Consider the following 16,794-nt stretch of genomic DNA (forward strand, 5'->3'; position numbering starts at 1 on the left):
GTCAACGTGCGCGTAGTGGCGGTTGGCGGTCTCGTACTCGACGTGCGCGGTGTTGATCGTGATGCCGCGGGCCTTTTCTTCGGGCGCTGCGTCGATCTGGTCGTAAGCCTTGGCCTCGCCACCAAACTTCTTCGACAGCACGGTTGCGATTGCAGCCGTCAGCGTCGTCTTGCCATGGTCCACGTGACCAATCGTGCCCACGTTCACGTGCGGCTTGGTCCGTTCAAACTTGCCTTTTGCCATTTCTATTCTCCGGAAAGAGCGGATCGCCAGTCTGTTGGTTTAGCGTTTCCGTAGCGCCCGTGATTCCCGCCGACTGGCGAAGCGGGCGGGCCGCTACGAAGACGATTCAGTGGAAGCGGATCAGGACTTGCCGCGCGCCAGGATGATGGCGTCGGCAACGTTCTTGGGCGCTTCGGAGTAGTGCTTGAACTCCATCGTGTAGGTGGCGCGGCCTTGCGTGGCCGAGCGCAGCGACGTGGAGTAGCCGAACATTTCGCTCAGCGGCACTTCGGCCTTGATGACCTTGCCACCACCGACCATGTCGTCCATGCCCTGCACCATGCCGCGACGGCTGGACAGGTCGCCCATGACCGTACCGGCGTAGTCTTCCGGCGTCTCGACTTCCACGGCCATCATCGGCTCGAGGATGACGGGGCTGGCGCGACGCATGGCTTCCTTGAAACCCATGGAGGCGGCCATCTTGAACGCGTTTTCGTTCGAGTCCACGTCGTGGTACGAACCGAAGGTCAGCGTGGCCTTGACGTCAACGACCGGGAAGCCAGCCAGCACGCCGTTCGGCAGCGTGTCCAGGATGCCCTTCTCAACCGCAGGGATGAACTCGCGAGGCACCACGCCGCCCTTGATGGCGTCGACGAACTCGAAGCCCTTGCCCGGCTCTTGCGGCTCGAGCGTCAGCACGACGTGACCGTACTGGCCCTTACCACCGGACTGGCGAACGAACTTGCCTTCGACGTCGGTGGCGGTCTTGCGGATGGTTTCGCGGTAGGCCACCTGCGGCTTACCGACGTTGGCTTCCACGCCGAACTCGCGCTTCATGCGGTCGACGATGATTTCCAGGTGCAGCTCGCCCATGCCGGAGATGATGGTCTGGCCGGACTCTTCGTCGGTGCGCAGACGGAAGGACGGGTCTTCAGCAGCCAAACGGCCCAGCGCGATACCCATCTTCTCCTGGTCAGCCTTGGTCTTGGGCTCGACGGCCTGCGAAATCACCGGCTCCGGGAAGATCATCTTTTCCAGCGTGATGACGCTTTCCGGGTCGCACAGGGTTTCGCCCGTGGTGACGTCCTTCAGGCCCACGCAGGCGGCGATGTCGCCAGCCAGAATTTCCTTGATTTCTTCACGCTGATTGGCGTGCATCTGCAGGATACGACCGATGCGCTCCTTCTTGCCGCGGATCGGGTTGTAGACCGTCGCGCCCGACTGCAGCACGCCCGAGTACACGCGCACAAAGGTCAGCTGACCGACGTAGGGGTCGGTCATCAGCTTGAAGGCCAGCGCCGAGAACTTCTCTTCGTCCGTGCGCTGACGGGTGATCGGCTGGTCGTCTTCGTCCGTGCCCGAGACCGGGGGGATGTCCAGCGGCGAGGGCAGGAAGTCGATGACGGCGTCCAGCATGCGCTGCACACCCTTGTTCTTGAACGCGGTGCCGCACAGCATCGGCTGGATCTCGGTCGCGATGGTGCGCTGACGAATCGCGAGCTTGATCTCTTCCTCGGACAGATCACCCGTCTCGAGGTACTTGTTCATCAGCTCTTCGGTGGCTTCGGCAGCGGCCTCGACCAGCTTTTCACGCCATTCCTGAGCAACCTCAACCAGGTCGGCCGGGATGTCTTCGAACGTGAACTTCATGCCCTGGGACGCTTCGTCCCAGATGATGGCCTTCATCTTGAAGAGGTCCACCACGCCCTTGAAGTTTTCCTCGGCGCCGATGGGGATGACCACGGGCACGGGGTTGGCCTTCAGGCGGGTCTTCATCTGGTCCACGACCTTGAAGAAGTTCGCGCCCGTGCGGTCCATCTTGTTCACGAAGGCAAGACGGGGCACCTTGTACTTGTTGGCCTGGCGCCAAACGGTTTCCGACTGGGGCTGCACGCCACCCACAGCGCAGTACACCATGCAAGCACCGTCCAAGACGCGCATGGAACGCTCCACCTCGATGGTGAAGTCCACGTGTCCGGGGGTGTCAATGATGTTGAAACGGTGCTCGGGGTAGGACATGTCCATGCCCTTCCAGAAGCAGGTCGTGGCAGCCGACGTGATCGTGATGCCGCGCTCTTGCTCCTGCTCCATCCAGTCCATCGTGGCGGCACCGTCGTGCACTTCACCGATCTTGTGGTTCACACCGGTGTAGTAGAGGATGCGCTCGGTCGTCGTGGTCTTACCGGCATCGATGTGCGCCGAGATACCGATGTTGCGGTAGCGCTCGATGGGGGTTTTGCGGGCCATGGTTTGCTCCAGAAGGCAGGAGCCGCCAGCGGGTTAGTAGAAACCCGAGGCGGCTGAAAGACAGTGAGTTTAGAAGCGGAAGTGCGAGAACGCCTTGTTGGCTTCGGCCATGCGGTGAACTTCGTCGCGCTTCTTCATCGCGCCGCCGCGGCCTTCAGCGGCCTCCAGCAGTTCATTGGCCAGGCGTTGAGCCATCGACTTCTCACCGCGCTTGCGAGCGGATTCCTTGAGCCAGCGCATGGCGAGGGCCATCCGGCGGACGGGGCGAACTTCCACGGGAACTTGGTAGTTCGCACCGCCGACACGGCGGGACTTCACTTCAACCATGGGCTTCACGTTGTTCAGGGCGACCATGAACACTTCCAGGGGGTCCTTGCCGACCTTCTTCTCGACCTGCTCGAGGGCACCGTAGATGATGCGCTCAGCGACGGCCTTCTTGCCCGATTCCATGATGACGTTCATGAACTTGGACAGATCGACGGAACCGAACTTGGGATCCGGCAGGATTTCGCGCTTAGGTACTTCGCGACGACGTGGCATGGGAATCTTCCTTCTGCTTCAGTTGGAGGCGGCTCTTCGAGCCTGCTTCCGCTGGACCGCCACCAACATCTGGGGCCAATCCACTTACTCGGCTGACTGAGACATTCAGCAACCGCAACAACGTTGGGTTCAGCACAAACGCTGAGCCCGAACAACCGATTTACTTCTTGGGACGCTTCGCGCCGTACTTGGAACGGGCTTGCTTGCGATCCTTGACGCCTTGCAGGTCGAGGGAGCCGCGGACGATGTGGTAACGCACACCGGGCAGGTCCTTCACACGGCCGCCGCGCACGAGCACGACGCTGTGTTCTTGCAGGTTGTGGCCTTCGCCGCCGATGTACGAGATGACCTCGAAACCGTTGGTCAGGCGCACCTTGGCAACCTTACGCAGAGCCGAGTTCGGCTTCTTGGGCGTGGTGGTGTAGACGCGGGTGCAGACACCGCGGCGCTGCGGGCAGTTCTGCATCGCAGGCGACTTGGACTTCGTGACTTCGGCTTCACGGCCTTGGCGCACGAGTTGATTGATGGTTGGCATAAAACGACTTGTTCCCGTTTGAAGTCAGTGAACTTCACTTTTCAGGCGCGCAGCAAAGCAGCGCCCAAAAGGCGAAGAGCCGGCGATTGTAGTCCGCCACGCTTTTCGGCACAAGGGAGGGAGGTAAGCTGCAGCGATGTCCTCGCCCCACTGCACCTCGGCCACAACACCCGCCCCCCGGCCGGCCATCGTCGTCGACACCCAGGTCGTCATGGACTGGCTGGTGTTCAACGACGCTCGCGTGCAGCCACTGGCCGCAGCACTGAGCTCAGGGCAGCTGCGATGGTTGGTCGCTGCATCGATGCGCGACGAGATCCGCCACGTGCTGGGCAGAGGTGTGGCGGCGAGCTACGCGCCGGACTTGGCGCTCATCGAGTCGCAGTTCGACGCGCATTCCGAACCGGTCGACGCTGCGCCGGCACAAGCCCTGGCCGGGCGGCTTGTGTGCCGGGATCCTGACGACCAGAAGTTCATCGACCTCGCCCTGGCCGCCAAAGCGCAGTGGCTCGTGTCGCGCGACAAGGCGCTGCTGGCCTTGGCCAAGCGCGCCAGAGCGCGCGGCCTGCTGATCATCAAGCCCGAGGCCTGGGCGCTCACGCCATGAAAAAAGCCGCCCTGGCGAACCAGGGCGGCTTTCATGGTCGGTTGGCGCTGATTACTCGGCGGCGTCCGAACCCGCGTCGACATCAGCCATCTGCGCGGCAGCCAGTTCCTCGGCTTCCTGCAGGGCGATGGCACGGCGCTCCGCGTCGTCCATGGCTTCCTTGGCGCGGCGCGCGTCGTGGAAGGCCATGCCGGTGCCGGCCGGGATCAGGCGACCGACGATGACGTTTTCCTTCAGGCCACGCAGTTCGTCGCGCTTGCCCATGATGGCAGCCTCGGTGAGGACGCGCGTCGTTTCCTGGAAGGAAGCGGCCGAGATGAAGGAGTCCGTCGACAGCGAGGCCTTGGTGATACCCAGCAGCACATCGGCGTGCGTGGCGGTCATCTTGCCTTCCTTGCGGAGCTTGTCGTTCGTGTCCAGCAGCTCCGAACGCTCGACCTGCTCGTTCAGGATGTAGTGCGAGTCACCCGGGTTGGTGATGACCACGCGACGCAGCATCTGGCGAACGATCACCTCGATGTGCTTGTCGTTGATCTTCACGCCCTGGAGTCGGTACACGTCCTGGACTTCGTCGACGATGTAGCGCGCCAGTTCCTCGATGCCCAGCAGGCGCAGGATGTCCTGCGGGTCGGCAGCGCCGTCGACGATCAGCTCGCCGCGGTTGACCACCTGGCCTTCGTGCACCAGGATGTTCTTCTCCTTGGGCACGAGTTCCTCGTGGGCCTTGCCGTCCGGGTCGGTGATCTGCAGGCGGATCTTGCCCTTGGTCTCCTTGCCGAACGACACCGTGCCGGTCTGCTCGGCCAGCACGCCGACGTCCTTGGGCGAGCGGGCTTCGAAGAGCTCGGCCACACGCGGCAGACCGCCGGTAATGTCTCGCGTCTTCTGGCCTTCGACCGGGATACGGGCGAGCACTTCACCGGGCAGCAGTTCCTGGCCGTCGCGGATCTGGATCAGCGCGCCGACCTGGAAGCCGATCGCCACCGAGTGGTCGGTACCGGGGATCTTGACCTCGTGGCCTTGCGCGTCGAGCAGCTTGACCTGCGGGCGGATGATCTTGGCGGCACCACGGCGCTTCGGGTCGATGACGACCAGCGTCGACAGGCCGGTCACTTCGTCCACCTGCTTGGCGACGGTCACGCCTTCCTCGACGTTCTCGAACTTCGCCTGACCGGCGAATTCCGTGATGATCGGGCGGGTCAGCGGGTCCCAGTTCGCCAGCACCAAGCCGGCCTTGATAACCTGGCTGGGCTTGATGTTCAGGATCGCGCCGTAAGGCACCTTGTGACGCTCACGCTCACGGCCGTGCTGGTCAGAAATGATGATCTCGCCCGAACGCGAAATCACCACCAACTCGCCCTTGCCGTTGGTCACGTAGCGCATCGTGGCATTGAAGCCGATGATGCCGTCCGACTTGGCTTCGACGCTCGAGGCGACGGCAGCGCGCGACGCGGCACCACCGATGTGGAACGTCCGCATCGTCAGCTGCGTACCCGGTTCGCCGATGGACTGGGCGGCGATGACGCCGACAGCTTCACCGGTGTTGACCAGGCCGCCGCGGCCGAGGTCGCGGCCGTAGCACTTGGCGCACAGGCCGAAGCGCGTGCCGCAGGTCAGCGGCGTGCGGACCTTGATCTCGTCGACACCGGCCTGCTCCAGCACGTCGAGGATGTCCTCGTCGAGCATGTTGCCGGCGGTCAGCAGCGTGGCTTGCGTCTCGGGGTGGACGACATCGATGGCGGCAACACGGCCGAGGACGCGGTCGCGCAGCGATTCGATGACTTCACCGCCCTCGACCAGGGCGCGCATCGCCATGCCGTTGTCGGTGCCGCAATCGTCTTCGGTGACGACCAGGTCCTGCGTCACGTCCACCAGGCGACGGGTCAGGTAGCCGGAGTTCGCAGTCTTCAGCGCCGTGTCCGCCAGGCCCTTACGAGCACCGTGGGTGGAGATGAAGTACTGCAACACGTTCAGGCCTTCACGGAAGTTCGCCGTGATGGGCGTCTCGATGATGGAGCCGTCCGGCTTGGCCATCAGGCCGCGCATGCCGGCGAGCTGGCGAATCTGGGCCGCGCTACCGCGAGCACCCGAGTCGGCCATCATGTAGATCGAGTTGAAGGACTCCTGATCGACGGTCTTGCCGTGGCGATCGATCGTCTTCTCGACCTTCAGGTGCTCCATCATCTTCTTGCCGATTTCGTCACCGGCCTTGCCCCAGATGTCCACCACCTTGTTGTAGCGCTCACCCGCAGTCACGAGACCGGAGACGTACTGCTGCTCGATCTCCTTGACCTCGCTCTCAGCGCGCTCGATCAGCGTGTGCTTCTGCGCGGGCACCAGCATGTCGTCGATGGCGATGGAAATGCCGGCGCGCGTGGCCAGGCGGAAGCCGCTTTGCAGCAGCTTGTCAGCCAGCACCACGGTTTCCTTCAGGCCGCACTTGCGGAAGCTCGTGTTGATGAGACGCGAGATTTCCTTCTTCTTCAGCGCCTTGTTAATGTTCGAGAACGGCAGGCCCTTGGGCAGGATCTCGGACAGCAGGGCACGGCCCACGGTGGTGTCCACGAGCTTGGTCTCGGGCACGAACTCGCCCGTTTCCTTGTTCTTGGTCCACTCGGTCAGGCGAACGCTGATCTTGGCGGTGATCTCGACGACGCCGTTCTCCAGCGCGCGGATCACTTCGGGGATGTCCGAGAAGACCAGACCTTCGCCCTTGCCGTTGGTGCGCTCGCGGGTGGCGTAGTACAGACCCAGCACCACGTCTTGCGACGGCACGATGGAGGGCTCGCCGGACGCCGGGAACAGCACGTTGTTGGACGCCAGCATCAGCGTGCGGGCTTCCATCTGCGCTTCGATGGACAGCGGCACGTGGACGGCCATCTGGTCACCGTCGAAGTCGGCGTTGAAGGCCGAGCAGACGAGCGGGTGCAGCTGGATGGCCTTGCCTTCGATCAGCACGGGCTCGAAGGCCTGGATGCCCAGGCGGTGCAGCGTCGGGGCGCGGTTCAGCAGAACCGGGTGCTCCTTGATGACCTCTTCGAGGATGTCCCAGACCACGGGCGTGCCGGATTCGACTTCCTTCTTCGCGGCCTTGATGGTCGTCGCGATGCCCATGGCTTCGAGACGGCTGAAGATGAAGGGCTTGAACAGCTCCAGCGCCATCAGCTTGGGCAGGCCGCACTGGTGCAGCTTGAGCGTCGGGCCCACGGTAATCACGGAACGACCGGAGTAGTCGACGCGCTTGCCCAGCAGGTTCTGACGGAAGCGACCGCTCTTGCCCTTGATCATGTCGGCCAGCGACTTGAGGGCACGCTTGTTCGCGCCGGTCATCGCCTTGCCGCGGCGGCCGTTGTCCAGCAGCGAGTCGACGGCTTCCTGCAGCATGCGCTTTTCGTTGCGCACGATGATCTCAGGGGCCTTCAGCTCCAGCAGACGGGCCAGGCGGTTGTTGCGGTTGATGACGCGACGGTAGAGGTCGTTCAGGTCGGAGGTCGCGAAGCGGCCGCCGTCCAGCGGCACCAGCGGACGCAGGTCCGGCGGCAGCACGGGCAGCACGTCCATGACCATCCAGTTCGGCTTGATGCCGGACTTCTTGAAGGCCTCCATGACCTTCAGACGCTTGGAGTTCTTCTTGACCTTGAGCTCCGAGCCGGTCATGTCGTTGCGGAGCTTGTCGATCTCGATATCGAGATCCATGTCCTCCAGCAGCTTCTTGACGCCCTCGGCACCCATCAGCGCGATGAACTCGTCACCGTACTCGACGCGCTTGGCGTCGTAGTCGTCCTCGCTCATGATCGAGAACTTCTTCAGCGGCGTCATGCCCGGGTCGACGACGACGTAGGCTTCGAAGTACAGCACGCGCTCGATGTCGCGCAGCGTCATGTCAAGCACCAGGCCCAGACGCGACGGCAGGCTCTTCAGGAACCAGATGTGCGCGCAGGGCGCCGCAAGGTCGATGTGACCCATGCGGTCACGGCGAACCTTGGTCTGCGTGACTTCAACGCCGCACTTCTCGCAGATGACGCCGCGGTGCTTCAGGCGCTTGTACTTGCCGCACAGGCACTCGTAGTCCTTGATCGGGCCAAAGATCTTGGCGCAGAACAGGCCGTCACGCTCCGGCTTGAAGGTGCGGTAGTTGATGGTCTCGGGCTTCTTCACCTCGCCGAACGACCAGCTGCGGATCTTCTCCGGAGATGCCAGGCCGATCTTGATGGCATCGAAATGCTCATCCGGGGTGAATTGCTTGAAAAGGTCGAGTAGTCCCTTCATGGTGTCTTCCTTTTCCTTCCTTAGTTGCGCTCGAGCTCGATGTCGATACCGAGCGAGCGGATTTCCTTGACCAGCACGTTGAACGATTCCGGCATGCCGGCCTCGATGGCGTGCTCGCCCTTCACGATGGACTCATAGACCTTGGTCCGGCCGTTCACGTCGTCGGACTTGACCGTCAGCATTTCCTGCAGGATGTACGAGGCGCCGTAGGCTTCCAGCGCCCAGACTTCCATCTCACCGAAACGCTGGCCGCCGAACTGCGCCTTACCACCCAGCGGCTGCTGCGTGACGAGCGAGTACGGGCCGGTCGAACGGGCGTGCATCTTGTCGTCCACCAGGTGGTGCAGCTTCAGCACGTGCATGTAGCCCACGGTCACCGGGCGCTCGAACTGCTCGCCGGTGCGGCCGTCGCACAGCCAGGCCTGCGTGCGGGTCTCGGTGAGGCCCTTCTTCGCAGCGATGTCGTCCGGGTAGGCCAAGCGCAGCATGGCGCGGATCTCTTCTTCCTTGGCACCGTCGAAGACCGGCGTCGCAAAGGGCACGCCCTTGGCGAGGTTGGCGGCCATCTCCAGCACTTCGGCGTCGGACAGCTCGTCGATGTTCTCGGTCTTGCCGCCGCTCTGGTTGTAGAGCTCGTCGAAGAACTTGCGCAGTTCGGCCACCTTGGCCTGTTGCTGCAGCATGTCACCGATGCGTTGACCGATGCCCTTGCCGGCCCAGCCCAGGTGCACTTCCAGCACCTGGCCCACGTTCATGCGCGACGGAACGCCCAGCGGGTTCAGCACGATGTCGGCAGGCGTGCCGTCGGCCATGTAGGGCATGTCTTCGATCGGCGTGACCTTGGACACCACACCCTTGTTGCCGTGACGGCCGGCCATCTTGTCGCCAGGCTGCAGGCGGCGCTTGACGGCCAAGTAGACCTTGACCATCTTCAGCACGCCCGCGGGCAGCTCGTCGCCCTGCGTCAGCTTCTTGCGCTTCTCTTCGAAGGACAGGTCGAAGCTGTGGCGGGTCTGGTCCAGCGCGTTCTTGATGGACTCGAGCTGGTTGGCCACATCTTCTTCGGCCGGGCGGATGTCGAACCAGTGGAACTTCTCGACCGAGGCCAGGTAGTCCTTGCTGATGACCGTGCCCTTGGCGATCTTCTGCGGGCCGCCGTTGGCCACGCGGCCCACCAGCAGCTTCTCGATACGGTCGAAGGCGTCGGCCTCGACGATGCGCAGCTGGTCGTTCAGGTCCAGGCGGTAGCGCTTCAGCTCGTCGTCGATGATCTGCTGGGCACGCTTGTCGCGCTGGATGCCTTCACGGGTGAAGACCTGCACGTCGATGACGGTGCCGCTCGTGCCTTGGTCGACACGCAGCGACGTGTCCTTCACGTCCGAAGCCTTCTCGCCGAAGATGGCGCGCAGCAGCTTTTCTTCCGGCGTCAGCGTGGTCTCGCCCTTCGGCGTGACCTTGCCGACCAGCACGTCGCCCGGGTTCACTTCGGCACCGATGTAGACGATGCCCGACTCGTCCAGGCGGCCCAGTTGCTGCTCGGACAGGTTGGGGATGTCGCGGGTGATTTCTTCCGAACCCAGCTTGGTGTCACGCGCGTTGACGACCAGCTCCTCGATGTGGATCGAGGTGTAGCGGTCTTCGGCGATGACGCGTTCGCTGATGAGGATCGAGTCCTCGAAGTTGTAGCCGTTCCACGGCATGAACGCGACCAGCATGTTCTGGCCCAGAGCCAGTTCACCGATGTCGGTGGAAGCGCCGTCGGCAATGATGTCCTCGGCCGCCACCTTGTCGCCACGGCGCACGATCGGGCGCTGGTGGATGTTGGTGTTCTGGTTGGAACGCTGGTACTTGATCAGGTTGTAGATGTCGACGCCGACTTCGCCAGCCACGGTCTCGTTGTCGTTCACGCGGATCACGATGCGGTTCGTGTCCACGTAGTCGACCACGCCGCCACGGCGAGCGGCCACAACGGTGCCGGAGTCCTTGGCCGCCACGCGCTCGACGCCCGTGCCCACCAGCGCCTTTTCGGGGCGCAGGGTCGGCACCGCCTGACGCTGCATGTTGGCGCCCATCAGTGCGCGGTTCGCGTCGTCGTGCTCCAGGAAGGGCACGAGCGAAGCCGCGACCGACACGATCTGCGTCGGCGCCACGTCCATGTACTGGATGCGCTCGGGCGAGGTCAGCACCGACTCGCCGTTTTCACGGGCCGACACCAGTTCGTCGGTCAGCTCGCCGCCGGCATTCAGCGTCGCGTTGGCCTGAGCGATGACGTACTTGCCTTCCTCGATAGCGGACAGGTAGTCGATCTGGTCGGTCACCTTGCCGTCCACCACGCGACGGTAGGGCGTCTCCAGGAAGCCGTACTCGTTCAGCTGGGCGTACAGCGCCAGCGAGTTGATCAGGCCGATGTTCGGGCCTTCCGGCGTTTCGATCGGGCAGACGCGGCCGTAGTGGGTCGGGTGCACGTCGCGCACTTCGAAGCCGGCGCGCTCGCGGGTCAGACCGCCCGGGCCCAGGGCGGAAACACGGCGCTTGTGCGTGATTTCCGACAGCGGGTTGGTCTGGTCCATGAACTGCGACAGCTGCGACGCACCGAAGAACTCCTTCAGCGCCGCGGAGATCGGCTTGGAGTTGATCAGGTCGTGCGGCATCAGGGCTTCGGTCTCGGCCTGGCCCAGACGCTCCTTGACGGCCTTCTCGATGCGAGCCAGGCCCGAGCGGTACTGGTTCTCGGCCAGTTCGCCCACGCAGCGCACGCGGCGGTTGCCCAGGTGGTCGATGTCGTCCACTTCGCCACGGCCATTGCGCAGCTCGACGAGGATCTTGACGACGTCAAGGATGTCCTCGTTGGACAGGTTCATCGCGCCTTCGGGCGTGTCACGGCCGACACGCGCGTTGAACTTCATGCGGCCGACACGGCTCAGGTCGTAGGTATCGGTGCTGTAGAACAGGCGGTTGAACAGGGCCTCGACGGCATCTTCCGTCGGCGGCTCGCCGGGGCGCATCATGCGGTAGATGGCGACGCGGGCAGCCAGTTGGTCGGCCGTCTCGTCAGACGCCAGCGTCTGCGAGATGTAGGCGCCTTCGTCCAGCTCGTTCGTGAACAGGCACTGGACTTCCTTGACGCCAGCAGCGCGCAGCTTCTTCAGCAGCGCATCGGTCAGCTCGTCATTGGCCTTGGCGATGATCTCACCCGTGTCGGCGTCGATCATGTTCTTGGCCAGCACGCGGCCGACCAGGAAGTCTTCCGGCACCGAGATGTGCTGCGTGCCGGACTGCTCCAGCTGGCGCACGTGACGCGCGGTGATGCGCTTGTCCTTCTCGACGATGACGGCGCCGCTCTTGTCGACGATGTCGAAGCGGGCGACTTCGCCCTTCAGACGGTCGGCGACGAACTCGAGCTGCGCGCCGACGTCCATCAGGCGGAAGTTGTCGAACACGAAGAAGTGCGCCAGGATCTGCTCAGGGTTCAGGCCGATGGCCTTGAGCAGGATCGTGACCGGCATCTTGCGGCGACGGTCGACACGGAAGTACAGGATGTCCTTCGGGTCGAACTCGAAGTCCAGCCAGGAGCCGCGGTAGGGAATGATGCGGGCGCTGAACAGCAGCTTGCCCGACGAATGCGTCTTGCCCTTGTCGTGCTCGAAGAACACGCCCGGCGAACGGTGCAGCTGCGACACGATGACGCGCTCGGTACCGTTGACGATGAAGGAACCGTAGTCGGTCATCAGGGGCACTTCGCCCATGTAGACCTCTTGTTCCTTGATTTCCTTGACCGTCTTCGCTTGGGGCGACTCACGGTCATAGATGATCATCTGCAGACGCGCACGCACGGCGGCCGCATAGGTCAACCCACGCTGCTGGCACTCACGGGTGTCAAACGGCGGCTTGGCGATGTTGAACTCGAGGAACTTCATCTCGACGAAACCGTTGTGCGAAACAATCGGGAACGCCGAAAGGAACGCCGCCTGCAAGCCCTCAGGCTTGCGCTTGGCGGGGGGCACATCCTTCTGCAGGAAGGCCACGTAGCTGTCCTTCTGCATCGTGAGCAGATAGGGAACGTTGAGAACGCTCTCGCGCTTGCCGAAGCTCTTGCGGATCCGCTTGCGCTCGGTATAGCTGTAGGGGGTTGCTTGCGCCATAAACACTCCGTGTCGAGTGCGTCCCCGGCCGTGGGACGCACCGCGTCGGCGACTGGCTGGCTCACGCGCCCACAGACGGGCGGCTGCCTAGCTTGGTGGTTGGCCACTACCAACCGCTGGCGGACAACCCTGGCGTTGCACCAGAGTCCGACCAAACTGGTTCTCTGCAGTCGGATCAGAGAACACGTGAAAGAACCGCGCATCATACCGCGCGCGGTTCTTTCAGCTGTTCTCCACGGGACAAACCCGCAAAGACGAAAAAGGGGAAGCCCGAAGGCCACCCCTTTGCTTGAATCCGGCAAACCGGATTCGATCGACGGGACCAGCCCGTCGACTTGATTACCTCATCTCGGCCTTGGCGCCGGCTTCGACCAGCTTCTTGACAGCGGCTTCGGCGTCGGCCTTGGAGATGCCTTCCTTGACGTTCTTCGGAGCGCCGTCGACCAGGTCCTTGGCTTCCTTCAGACCCAGGCCCGTGATTTCACGGACGGCCTTGATGACGCCGACCTTCTGGGCGCCAGCGTCGGTCAGCACGACGTTGAACTCGGTCTTCTCTTCAGCAGCAGCAGCAGCGCCGCCAGCAGCGCCACCGGCGGCCGGAGCAGCCATCGAAGCGGCGGACACGCCGAACTTCTCTTCAATTGCCTTGACCAGGTCGTTCAGTTCCAGGACGGTCATGCTGTCCAGGGCGGTCAGGAAAGCGTCTTTATCGAATGCCATGATGTGTTCCTAAATAACAGATGGGTTGCGTGTGTACGCGGTGTTCGTCGATCAGGCCGCAGCGGCTTCGGCGGGGGCTTCGGCGCCACCACCACGCTGTTGGGCCAGGGCAGCCAGCACGGCCGCGGTGCGCTGCACCGGCGACTTGAGCAGGCCAGCGATTTGCGACAGCAGCACTTCCTTGCTCGGGACAGCCGCCAGCGCCTTCACGCCGTTGACGTCCAGAGCCTTGCCGCCGTAGGCACCGCCCTTGATGACGAGCTTGTCGTTGGTCTTGGCAAAGTCAGCGATGACTTTGGCAGCCGCGACAGCATCTTCCGAAAAGCCGTAGATCAGCGGACCGACCATGCTCTCCGCAGCCGCTTCGAACGGGGTGCCGGCGACAGCGCGACGGGCCAGGGTGTTCTTCAGCACGTGAAGATAGACACCCTTGGCACGCGCGTCGACGCGCAGCTTGTTCAAGGCTTCCACGGTGAGGCCACGGTACTCGGCCAGCGCCAGGGTCTGCGACTTCGCTGCTTGCGCTGCGACGTCGGAGACAACGGCTGCCTTCTCGTTGCGATTGAGACTCAAGGTCTACTCCTCACATTTGCTCCCTCGGCCTTGCGGCCTCGAGAGCGCCAGGGATTCAGCGACCATCTGTCAGGAACAAAATCCTGTCAGCGGGACCGCCATCTGCGCTGGTTCTCGATCACCGACGGATCGGCGACTTCGATTTAAGGGGTCTCCACCAGCGGTCTTGGATGACGCGCCGCTCCGGCGAACCGAATGCAGCGCCCCACCAATCTTTGTTGCCCGGGGCCAGACTCGCCCCGCGCAGATTCTTCGCCCCGACCCTGGGGTCGGGTCAAGCTCAGGCGGCGGTGGCCTGGGCGTTGATCGACGCGATTTCGACGCGGGCGCCGACGCCCATCGTCGAGGACACGGCCACCTTGCGCAGGTAGATGCCCTTGCTCGACGCCGGCTTGGCCTTGTTCAGGGCCTCGATCAGCGCGCGCAGGTTACCTTCCAGCTTGTCGGTGTCGAACGAGCGACGGCCGAGGGTGCCGTGGATGATGCCAGCCTTGTCAACGCGGAACTGGACCTGGCCAGCCTTGGCGTTCTTGACGGCGGTGGCGACATCCGGGGTCACGGTGCCAACCTTGGGGTTAGGCATCAGGCCGCGCGGGCCCAGGATCTGACCCAGGGTACCGACAACACGCATCGTGTCCGGCGAGGCGATGACCACGTCGAAGGGCATGTCGCCCGCCTTGACGCGCTCAGCCAGGTCTTCCATGCCGACGACGTCGGCGCCGGCGGCGCGCGCTTCTTCAGCCTTGGCACCTTGCGCGAACACGGCGACGCGCTTGGTCTTGCCGGTGCCGTTGGGCAGCACGACGGCGCCACGCACGACCTGATCCGACTTCTTCGCGTCGATGCCGAGTTGCACGGCAACGTCGATGGATTCATCGAACTTGGCCGAAGCCAGGCTCTTGACCAGGTCCAGGGCTTCCGTCAGGCCGTACAGCTTGGTCGACTCAACCTTGCCAGCCAGTGCCTTTTGCTTCTTGGTGAGCTTGGCCATGTTCAAACCCCTTCCACGATGATGCCCATCGAGCGGGCGGAGCCGGCGATGGTCTTGACCGCAGCGTCGATGCTGGCAGCCGTCAGGTCCTTGGTCTTGATCTTGGCGATCTCTTCCAGCTGGGCGCGGGTCAGCTTACCGACCTTGTCCAGGTGGGGGCGCTGCGAGCCCTTCTCGATCTTGGCGGCCTTCTTCAGCAGCACGGTCGCCGGGGGCGACTTGATGACGAAGGTGAAGCTCTTGTCGGCGAAGGCGGTGATGACCACCGGCAGCTTCATGCCCGGCTCAAAGCCGGCGCCGGACGTCTGGGCGTTGAACGCCTTGCAGAACTCCATGATGTTCAGGCCACGCTGACCCAGCGCGGGACCCACCGGCGGCGAAGGGTTCGCCTTGCCGGCCGGGATTTGCAGCTTGATGAAGCCGATAATCTTCTTTGCCATGTTTTCTCCAAACAGTGCCCGGGCGGCAAGCCTGAACACCTGAGTACTAGCGCATCGGACTCGGGCTGAATCTGGGATTCAGCACCTTACCTTTGCTCCTCTTGTCCGCCTCTCGTTGCAGACTGGTCACGGGCTGGTGCTCAGGGCGCGCCAACCAAAGCCCACGATTCTAGCGCGTCAGACCTTTTCGACCTGCGCGAAGTCCAGCTCCACCGGCGTGGCACGGCCGAAGATCGTGACCGACACACGGACCTTGGACTTGTCGTAGTTGACCTCTTCCACCGAGCCGTTGAAGTCGGTGAAGGGGCCTTCCTTGACTCGCACGACTTCGCCGACCATCCACTCGACCTTGGGCCGCGGCTTCTCGACGCCTTCCTGCATTTGGTTGACGATCTTCATGACCTCGGCTTCCGAGATCGGGGCCGGGCGGTTCTTGGCACCGCCGACGAAGCCCGTCACCTTGGACGTGTGCTTCACCAGGTGCCAGGACTCGTCGTCCATGAACATCTCGACCAGCACGTAGCCCGGGAAGAAGCGGCGCTCGGTGACGGCCTTCTTGCCGTTCTTCAGTTCAACGACTTCTTCGGTCGGCACAAGGATGCGGCCGAACTTGTCTTGCATGGCTGCACGATCAATGCGCTCACGCAGGTTGCGCTCGACAGCCTTCTCCATGCCCGAATAAGCATGGACGACATACCAGCGCTTGGGCAGGCCAGCGGGCGCCTCGGCCGCAGCGACGTTTTGTTCTTCGCTCATCTCGTTCCTTCTCAGCGCTTCCAGCCCAGGATCAGGTCGTACAGCACCCACTCCAGCGTCTTGTCAGTCATCCACAGGAATAGGGCCATGACGACGACGAAGATAAACACATAGAGGGTCATCTGCCCCGCCTCTTTGCGAGTCGGCCAGACCACCTTCTTCACTTCGCGGACCGAGTCCCGGCCGTAGGCAATCAAAGCCTTGCCATGCTCAGACGTGAAGAACGTTGCCACACCCGCCGCCAGCAGTGCGATCAACGCGCCCCACTGGGCCAGCGCGCCCTGCTTGGACAAGCCGTAGTAAGCCACCAGCGCGCCGATCAGCAACAGCACCGCAACAGCCAGCTTGGCCTTGTCAGCGCCGCTGGTCACGGTCTCGACTTGGGGAGGATTCGCCATCAGTTCACTTTCACGCGCCGCCTTCGGGCGACTGTTCAGACGCTACGACGGCTTGTAGCCATCAGCAGCAAGGCCCGCCGAGATCACTCTCGCGGGCCGATGCTTGACTAGCCAGGAAACCAACCGCCGTGATCAGTGGCGGGTGGCAGGGGCAGAGGGTCTCGAACCCCCAACCTTCGGTTTTGGAGACCGACGCTCTGCCAATTGAGCTATGCCCCTGTGGCCTTCAAAAACTTACTCGAGGATCGTGGCAACGACGCCCGAACCGACGGTGCGGCCACCTTCACGGATGGCGAAGCGCAGACCGGTTTCCATCGCGATCGGAGCGATCAGCTTCACGGTGATGCCGACGTTGTC

At 63.3% G+C, this 16,794-nt stretch carries 14 protein-coding genes and 1 tRNA gene; 1 reads left to right on the top strand and 14 read right to left on the bottom strand.

Annotated features, from left to right (window positions below; translation table 11 throughout):
• From NYO99_RS21195 to rpsL, 4 genes are all read right to left on the bottom strand, one after another.
• On the bottom strand, nt 1-243 hold a 243-nt coding region (locus NYO99_RS21195), incomplete at its 3' end, for a GTP-binding protein (protein ID WP_268169286.1).
• A 120-nt stretch (nt 244-363) separates the two neighbouring features.
• Nucleotides 364-2,469 carry an elongation factor G gene (gene fusA / locus NYO99_RS21200; RefSeq protein WP_268169287.1) on the bottom strand — a complete coding sequence of 702 codons (2,106 nt, stop codon included), beginning with the start codon at nt 2,467-2,469 and terminating at the stop codon, nt 364-366.
• A 69-nt stretch (nt 2,470-2,538) separates the two neighbouring features.
• Entirely contained in the window at nt 2,539-3,009 is a 471-nt protein-coding gene (gene rpsG / locus NYO99_RS21205; RefSeq protein WP_088486368.1) for a 30S ribosomal protein S7, read from the bottom strand.
• A 160-nt stretch (nt 3,010-3,169) separates the two neighbouring features.
• Nucleotides 3,170-3,544, bottom strand: coding sequence for a 30S ribosomal protein S12 (rpsL, locus tag NYO99_RS21210; RefSeq protein ID WP_233395045.1), 375 nt, complete (start codon nt 3,542-3,544; stop codon nt 3,170-3,172).
• A 136-nt stretch (nt 3,545-3,680) separates the two neighbouring features.
• On the opposite strand from rpsL, the gene NYO99_RS21215 reads away from it, so the two are divergent.
• On the top strand, nt 3,681-4,148 hold the full coding sequence (locus tag NYO99_RS21215) for a putative toxin-antitoxin system toxin component, PIN family (RefSeq protein ID WP_268169288.1): 468 nt from the start codon (nt 3,681-3,683) through the stop codon (nt 4,146-4,148).
• Between the two features lie 51 nt (nt 4,149-4,199).
• Here NYO99_RS21215 and rpoC read toward each other — a convergent pair whose 3' ends face one another.
• From rpoC to NYO99_RS21265, 10 genes are all read right to left on the bottom strand, one after another.
• Entirely contained in the window at nt 4,200-8,417 is a 4,218-nt protein-coding gene (rpoC, locus tag NYO99_RS21220) for a DNA-directed RNA polymerase subunit beta' (RefSeq protein ID WP_268169289.1), read from the bottom strand.
• Between the two features lie 20 nt (nt 8,418-8,437).
• The gene (rpoB, locus tag NYO99_RS21225) at nt 8,438-12,559 is read right to left on the bottom strand and encodes a DNA-directed RNA polymerase subunit beta (RefSeq protein WP_268169290.1); all 4,122 of its coding nucleotides are present in this window, start codon (nt 12,557-12,559) and stop codon (nt 8,438-8,440) included.
• Nucleotides 12,560-12,898: 339 nt separating this feature from the next.
• The gene (gene rplL / locus NYO99_RS21230; RefSeq protein WP_268169291.1) at nt 12,899-13,279 is read right to left on the bottom strand and encodes a 50S ribosomal protein L7/L12; all 381 of its coding nucleotides are present in this window, start codon (nt 13,277-13,279) and stop codon (nt 12,899-12,901) included.
• Nucleotides 13,280-13,330: 51 nt separating this feature from the next.
• Nucleotides 13,331-13,852 (bottom strand): 50S ribosomal protein L10, encoded by a 522-nt coding sequence (rplJ, locus tag NYO99_RS21235; protein ID WP_268169292.1) that lies wholly within the window; start codon nt 13,850-13,852, stop codon nt 13,331-13,333.
• 280 nt (nt 13,853-14,132) lie between these two features.
• The gene (gene rplA / locus NYO99_RS21240) at nt 14,133-14,843 is read right to left on the bottom strand and encodes a 50S ribosomal protein L1 (RefSeq protein WP_268169293.1); all 711 of its coding nucleotides are present in this window, start codon (nt 14,841-14,843) and stop codon (nt 14,133-14,135) included.
• Nucleotides 14,844-14,845: 2 nt separating this feature from the next.
• A complete protein-coding gene (gene rplK, locus NYO99_RS21245) occupies nt 14,846-15,283 on the bottom strand; it encodes a 50S ribosomal protein L11 (RefSeq protein ID WP_268169294.1) in 438 nt (145 codons plus the stop codon).
• A gap of 177 nt (nt 15,284-15,460) precedes the next feature.
• The gene (gene nusG, locus NYO99_RS21250; RefSeq protein WP_268169295.1) at nt 15,461-16,039 is read right to left on the bottom strand and encodes a transcription termination/antitermination protein NusG; all 579 of its coding nucleotides are present in this window, start codon (nt 16,037-16,039) and stop codon (nt 15,461-15,463) included.
• An 11-nt stretch (nt 16,040-16,050) separates the two neighbouring features.
• Nucleotides 16,051-16,437, bottom strand: coding sequence for a preprotein translocase subunit SecE (secE, locus tag NYO99_RS21255; RefSeq protein ID WP_268169296.1), 387 nt, complete (start codon nt 16,435-16,437; stop codon nt 16,051-16,053).
• 143 nt (nt 16,438-16,580) lie between these two features.
• Nucleotides 16,581-16,656 (bottom strand) — tRNA-Trp (locus NYO99_RS21260).
• Nucleotides 16,657-16,671: 15 nt separating this feature from the next.
• On the bottom strand, nt 16,672-16,794 hold a 123-nt coding region (locus NYO99_RS21265), incomplete at its 5' end, for an EF-Tu C-terminal domain-related protein (protein WP_479685370.1).

Origin of the sequence: Roseateles hydrophilus, assembly GCF_026712245.1 — a bacterium.
In the GTDB taxonomy this organism is placed as follows: Bacteria; Pseudomonadota; Gammaproteobacteria; order Burkholderiales; family Burkholderiaceae_C; genus Pelomonas; species Pelomonas hydrophilus.

What these genes read in the sequence shown, in the direction of transcription:
- rplL (WP_268169291.1), bottom strand. Translation starts at nt 13,279, where the DNA reads ATGGCATTCGATAAAGACGCTTTCCTGACCGCCCTGGACAGCATGACC.
- rpsL (WP_233395045.1), bottom strand. Translation starts at nt 3,544, where the DNA reads ATGCCAACCATCAATCAACTCGTGCGCCAAGGCCGTGAAGCCGAAGTC.
- rpoB (WP_268169290.1), bottom strand. Translation starts at nt 12,559, where the DNA reads ATGGCGCAAGCAACCCCCTACAGCTATACCGAGCGCAAGCGGATCCGC.
- secE (WP_268169296.1), bottom strand. Translation starts at nt 16,437, where the DNA reads ATGGCGAATCCTCCCCAAGTCGAGACCGTGACCAGCGGCGCTGACAAG.
- rplK (WP_268169294.1), bottom strand. Translation starts at nt 15,283, where the DNA reads ATGGCAAAGAAGATTATCGGCTTCATCAAGCTGCAAATCCCGGCCGGC.
- rplA (WP_268169293.1), bottom strand. Translation starts at nt 14,843, where the DNA reads ATGGCCAAGCTCACCAAGAAGCAAAAGGCACTGGCTGGCAAGGTTGAG.
- fusA (WP_268169287.1), bottom strand. Translation starts at nt 2,469, where the DNA reads ATGGCCCGCAAAACCCCCATCGAGCGCTACCGCAACATCGGTATCTCG.
- NYO99_RS21215 (WP_268169288.1), top strand. Translation starts at nt 3,681, where the DNA reads ATGTCCTCGCCCCACTGCACCTCGGCCACAACACCCGCCCCCCGGCCG.
- rpsG (WP_088486368.1), bottom strand. Translation starts at nt 3,009, where the DNA reads ATGCCACGTCGTCGCGAAGTACCTAAGCGCGAAATCCTGCCGGATCCC.
- rpoC (WP_268169289.1), bottom strand. Translation starts at nt 8,417, where the DNA reads ATGAAGGGACTACTCGACCTTTTCAAGCAATTCACCCCGGATGAGCAT.
- nusG (WP_268169295.1), bottom strand. Translation starts at nt 16,039, where the DNA reads ATGAGCGAAGAACAAAACGTCGCTGCGGCCGAGGCGCCCGCTGGCCTG.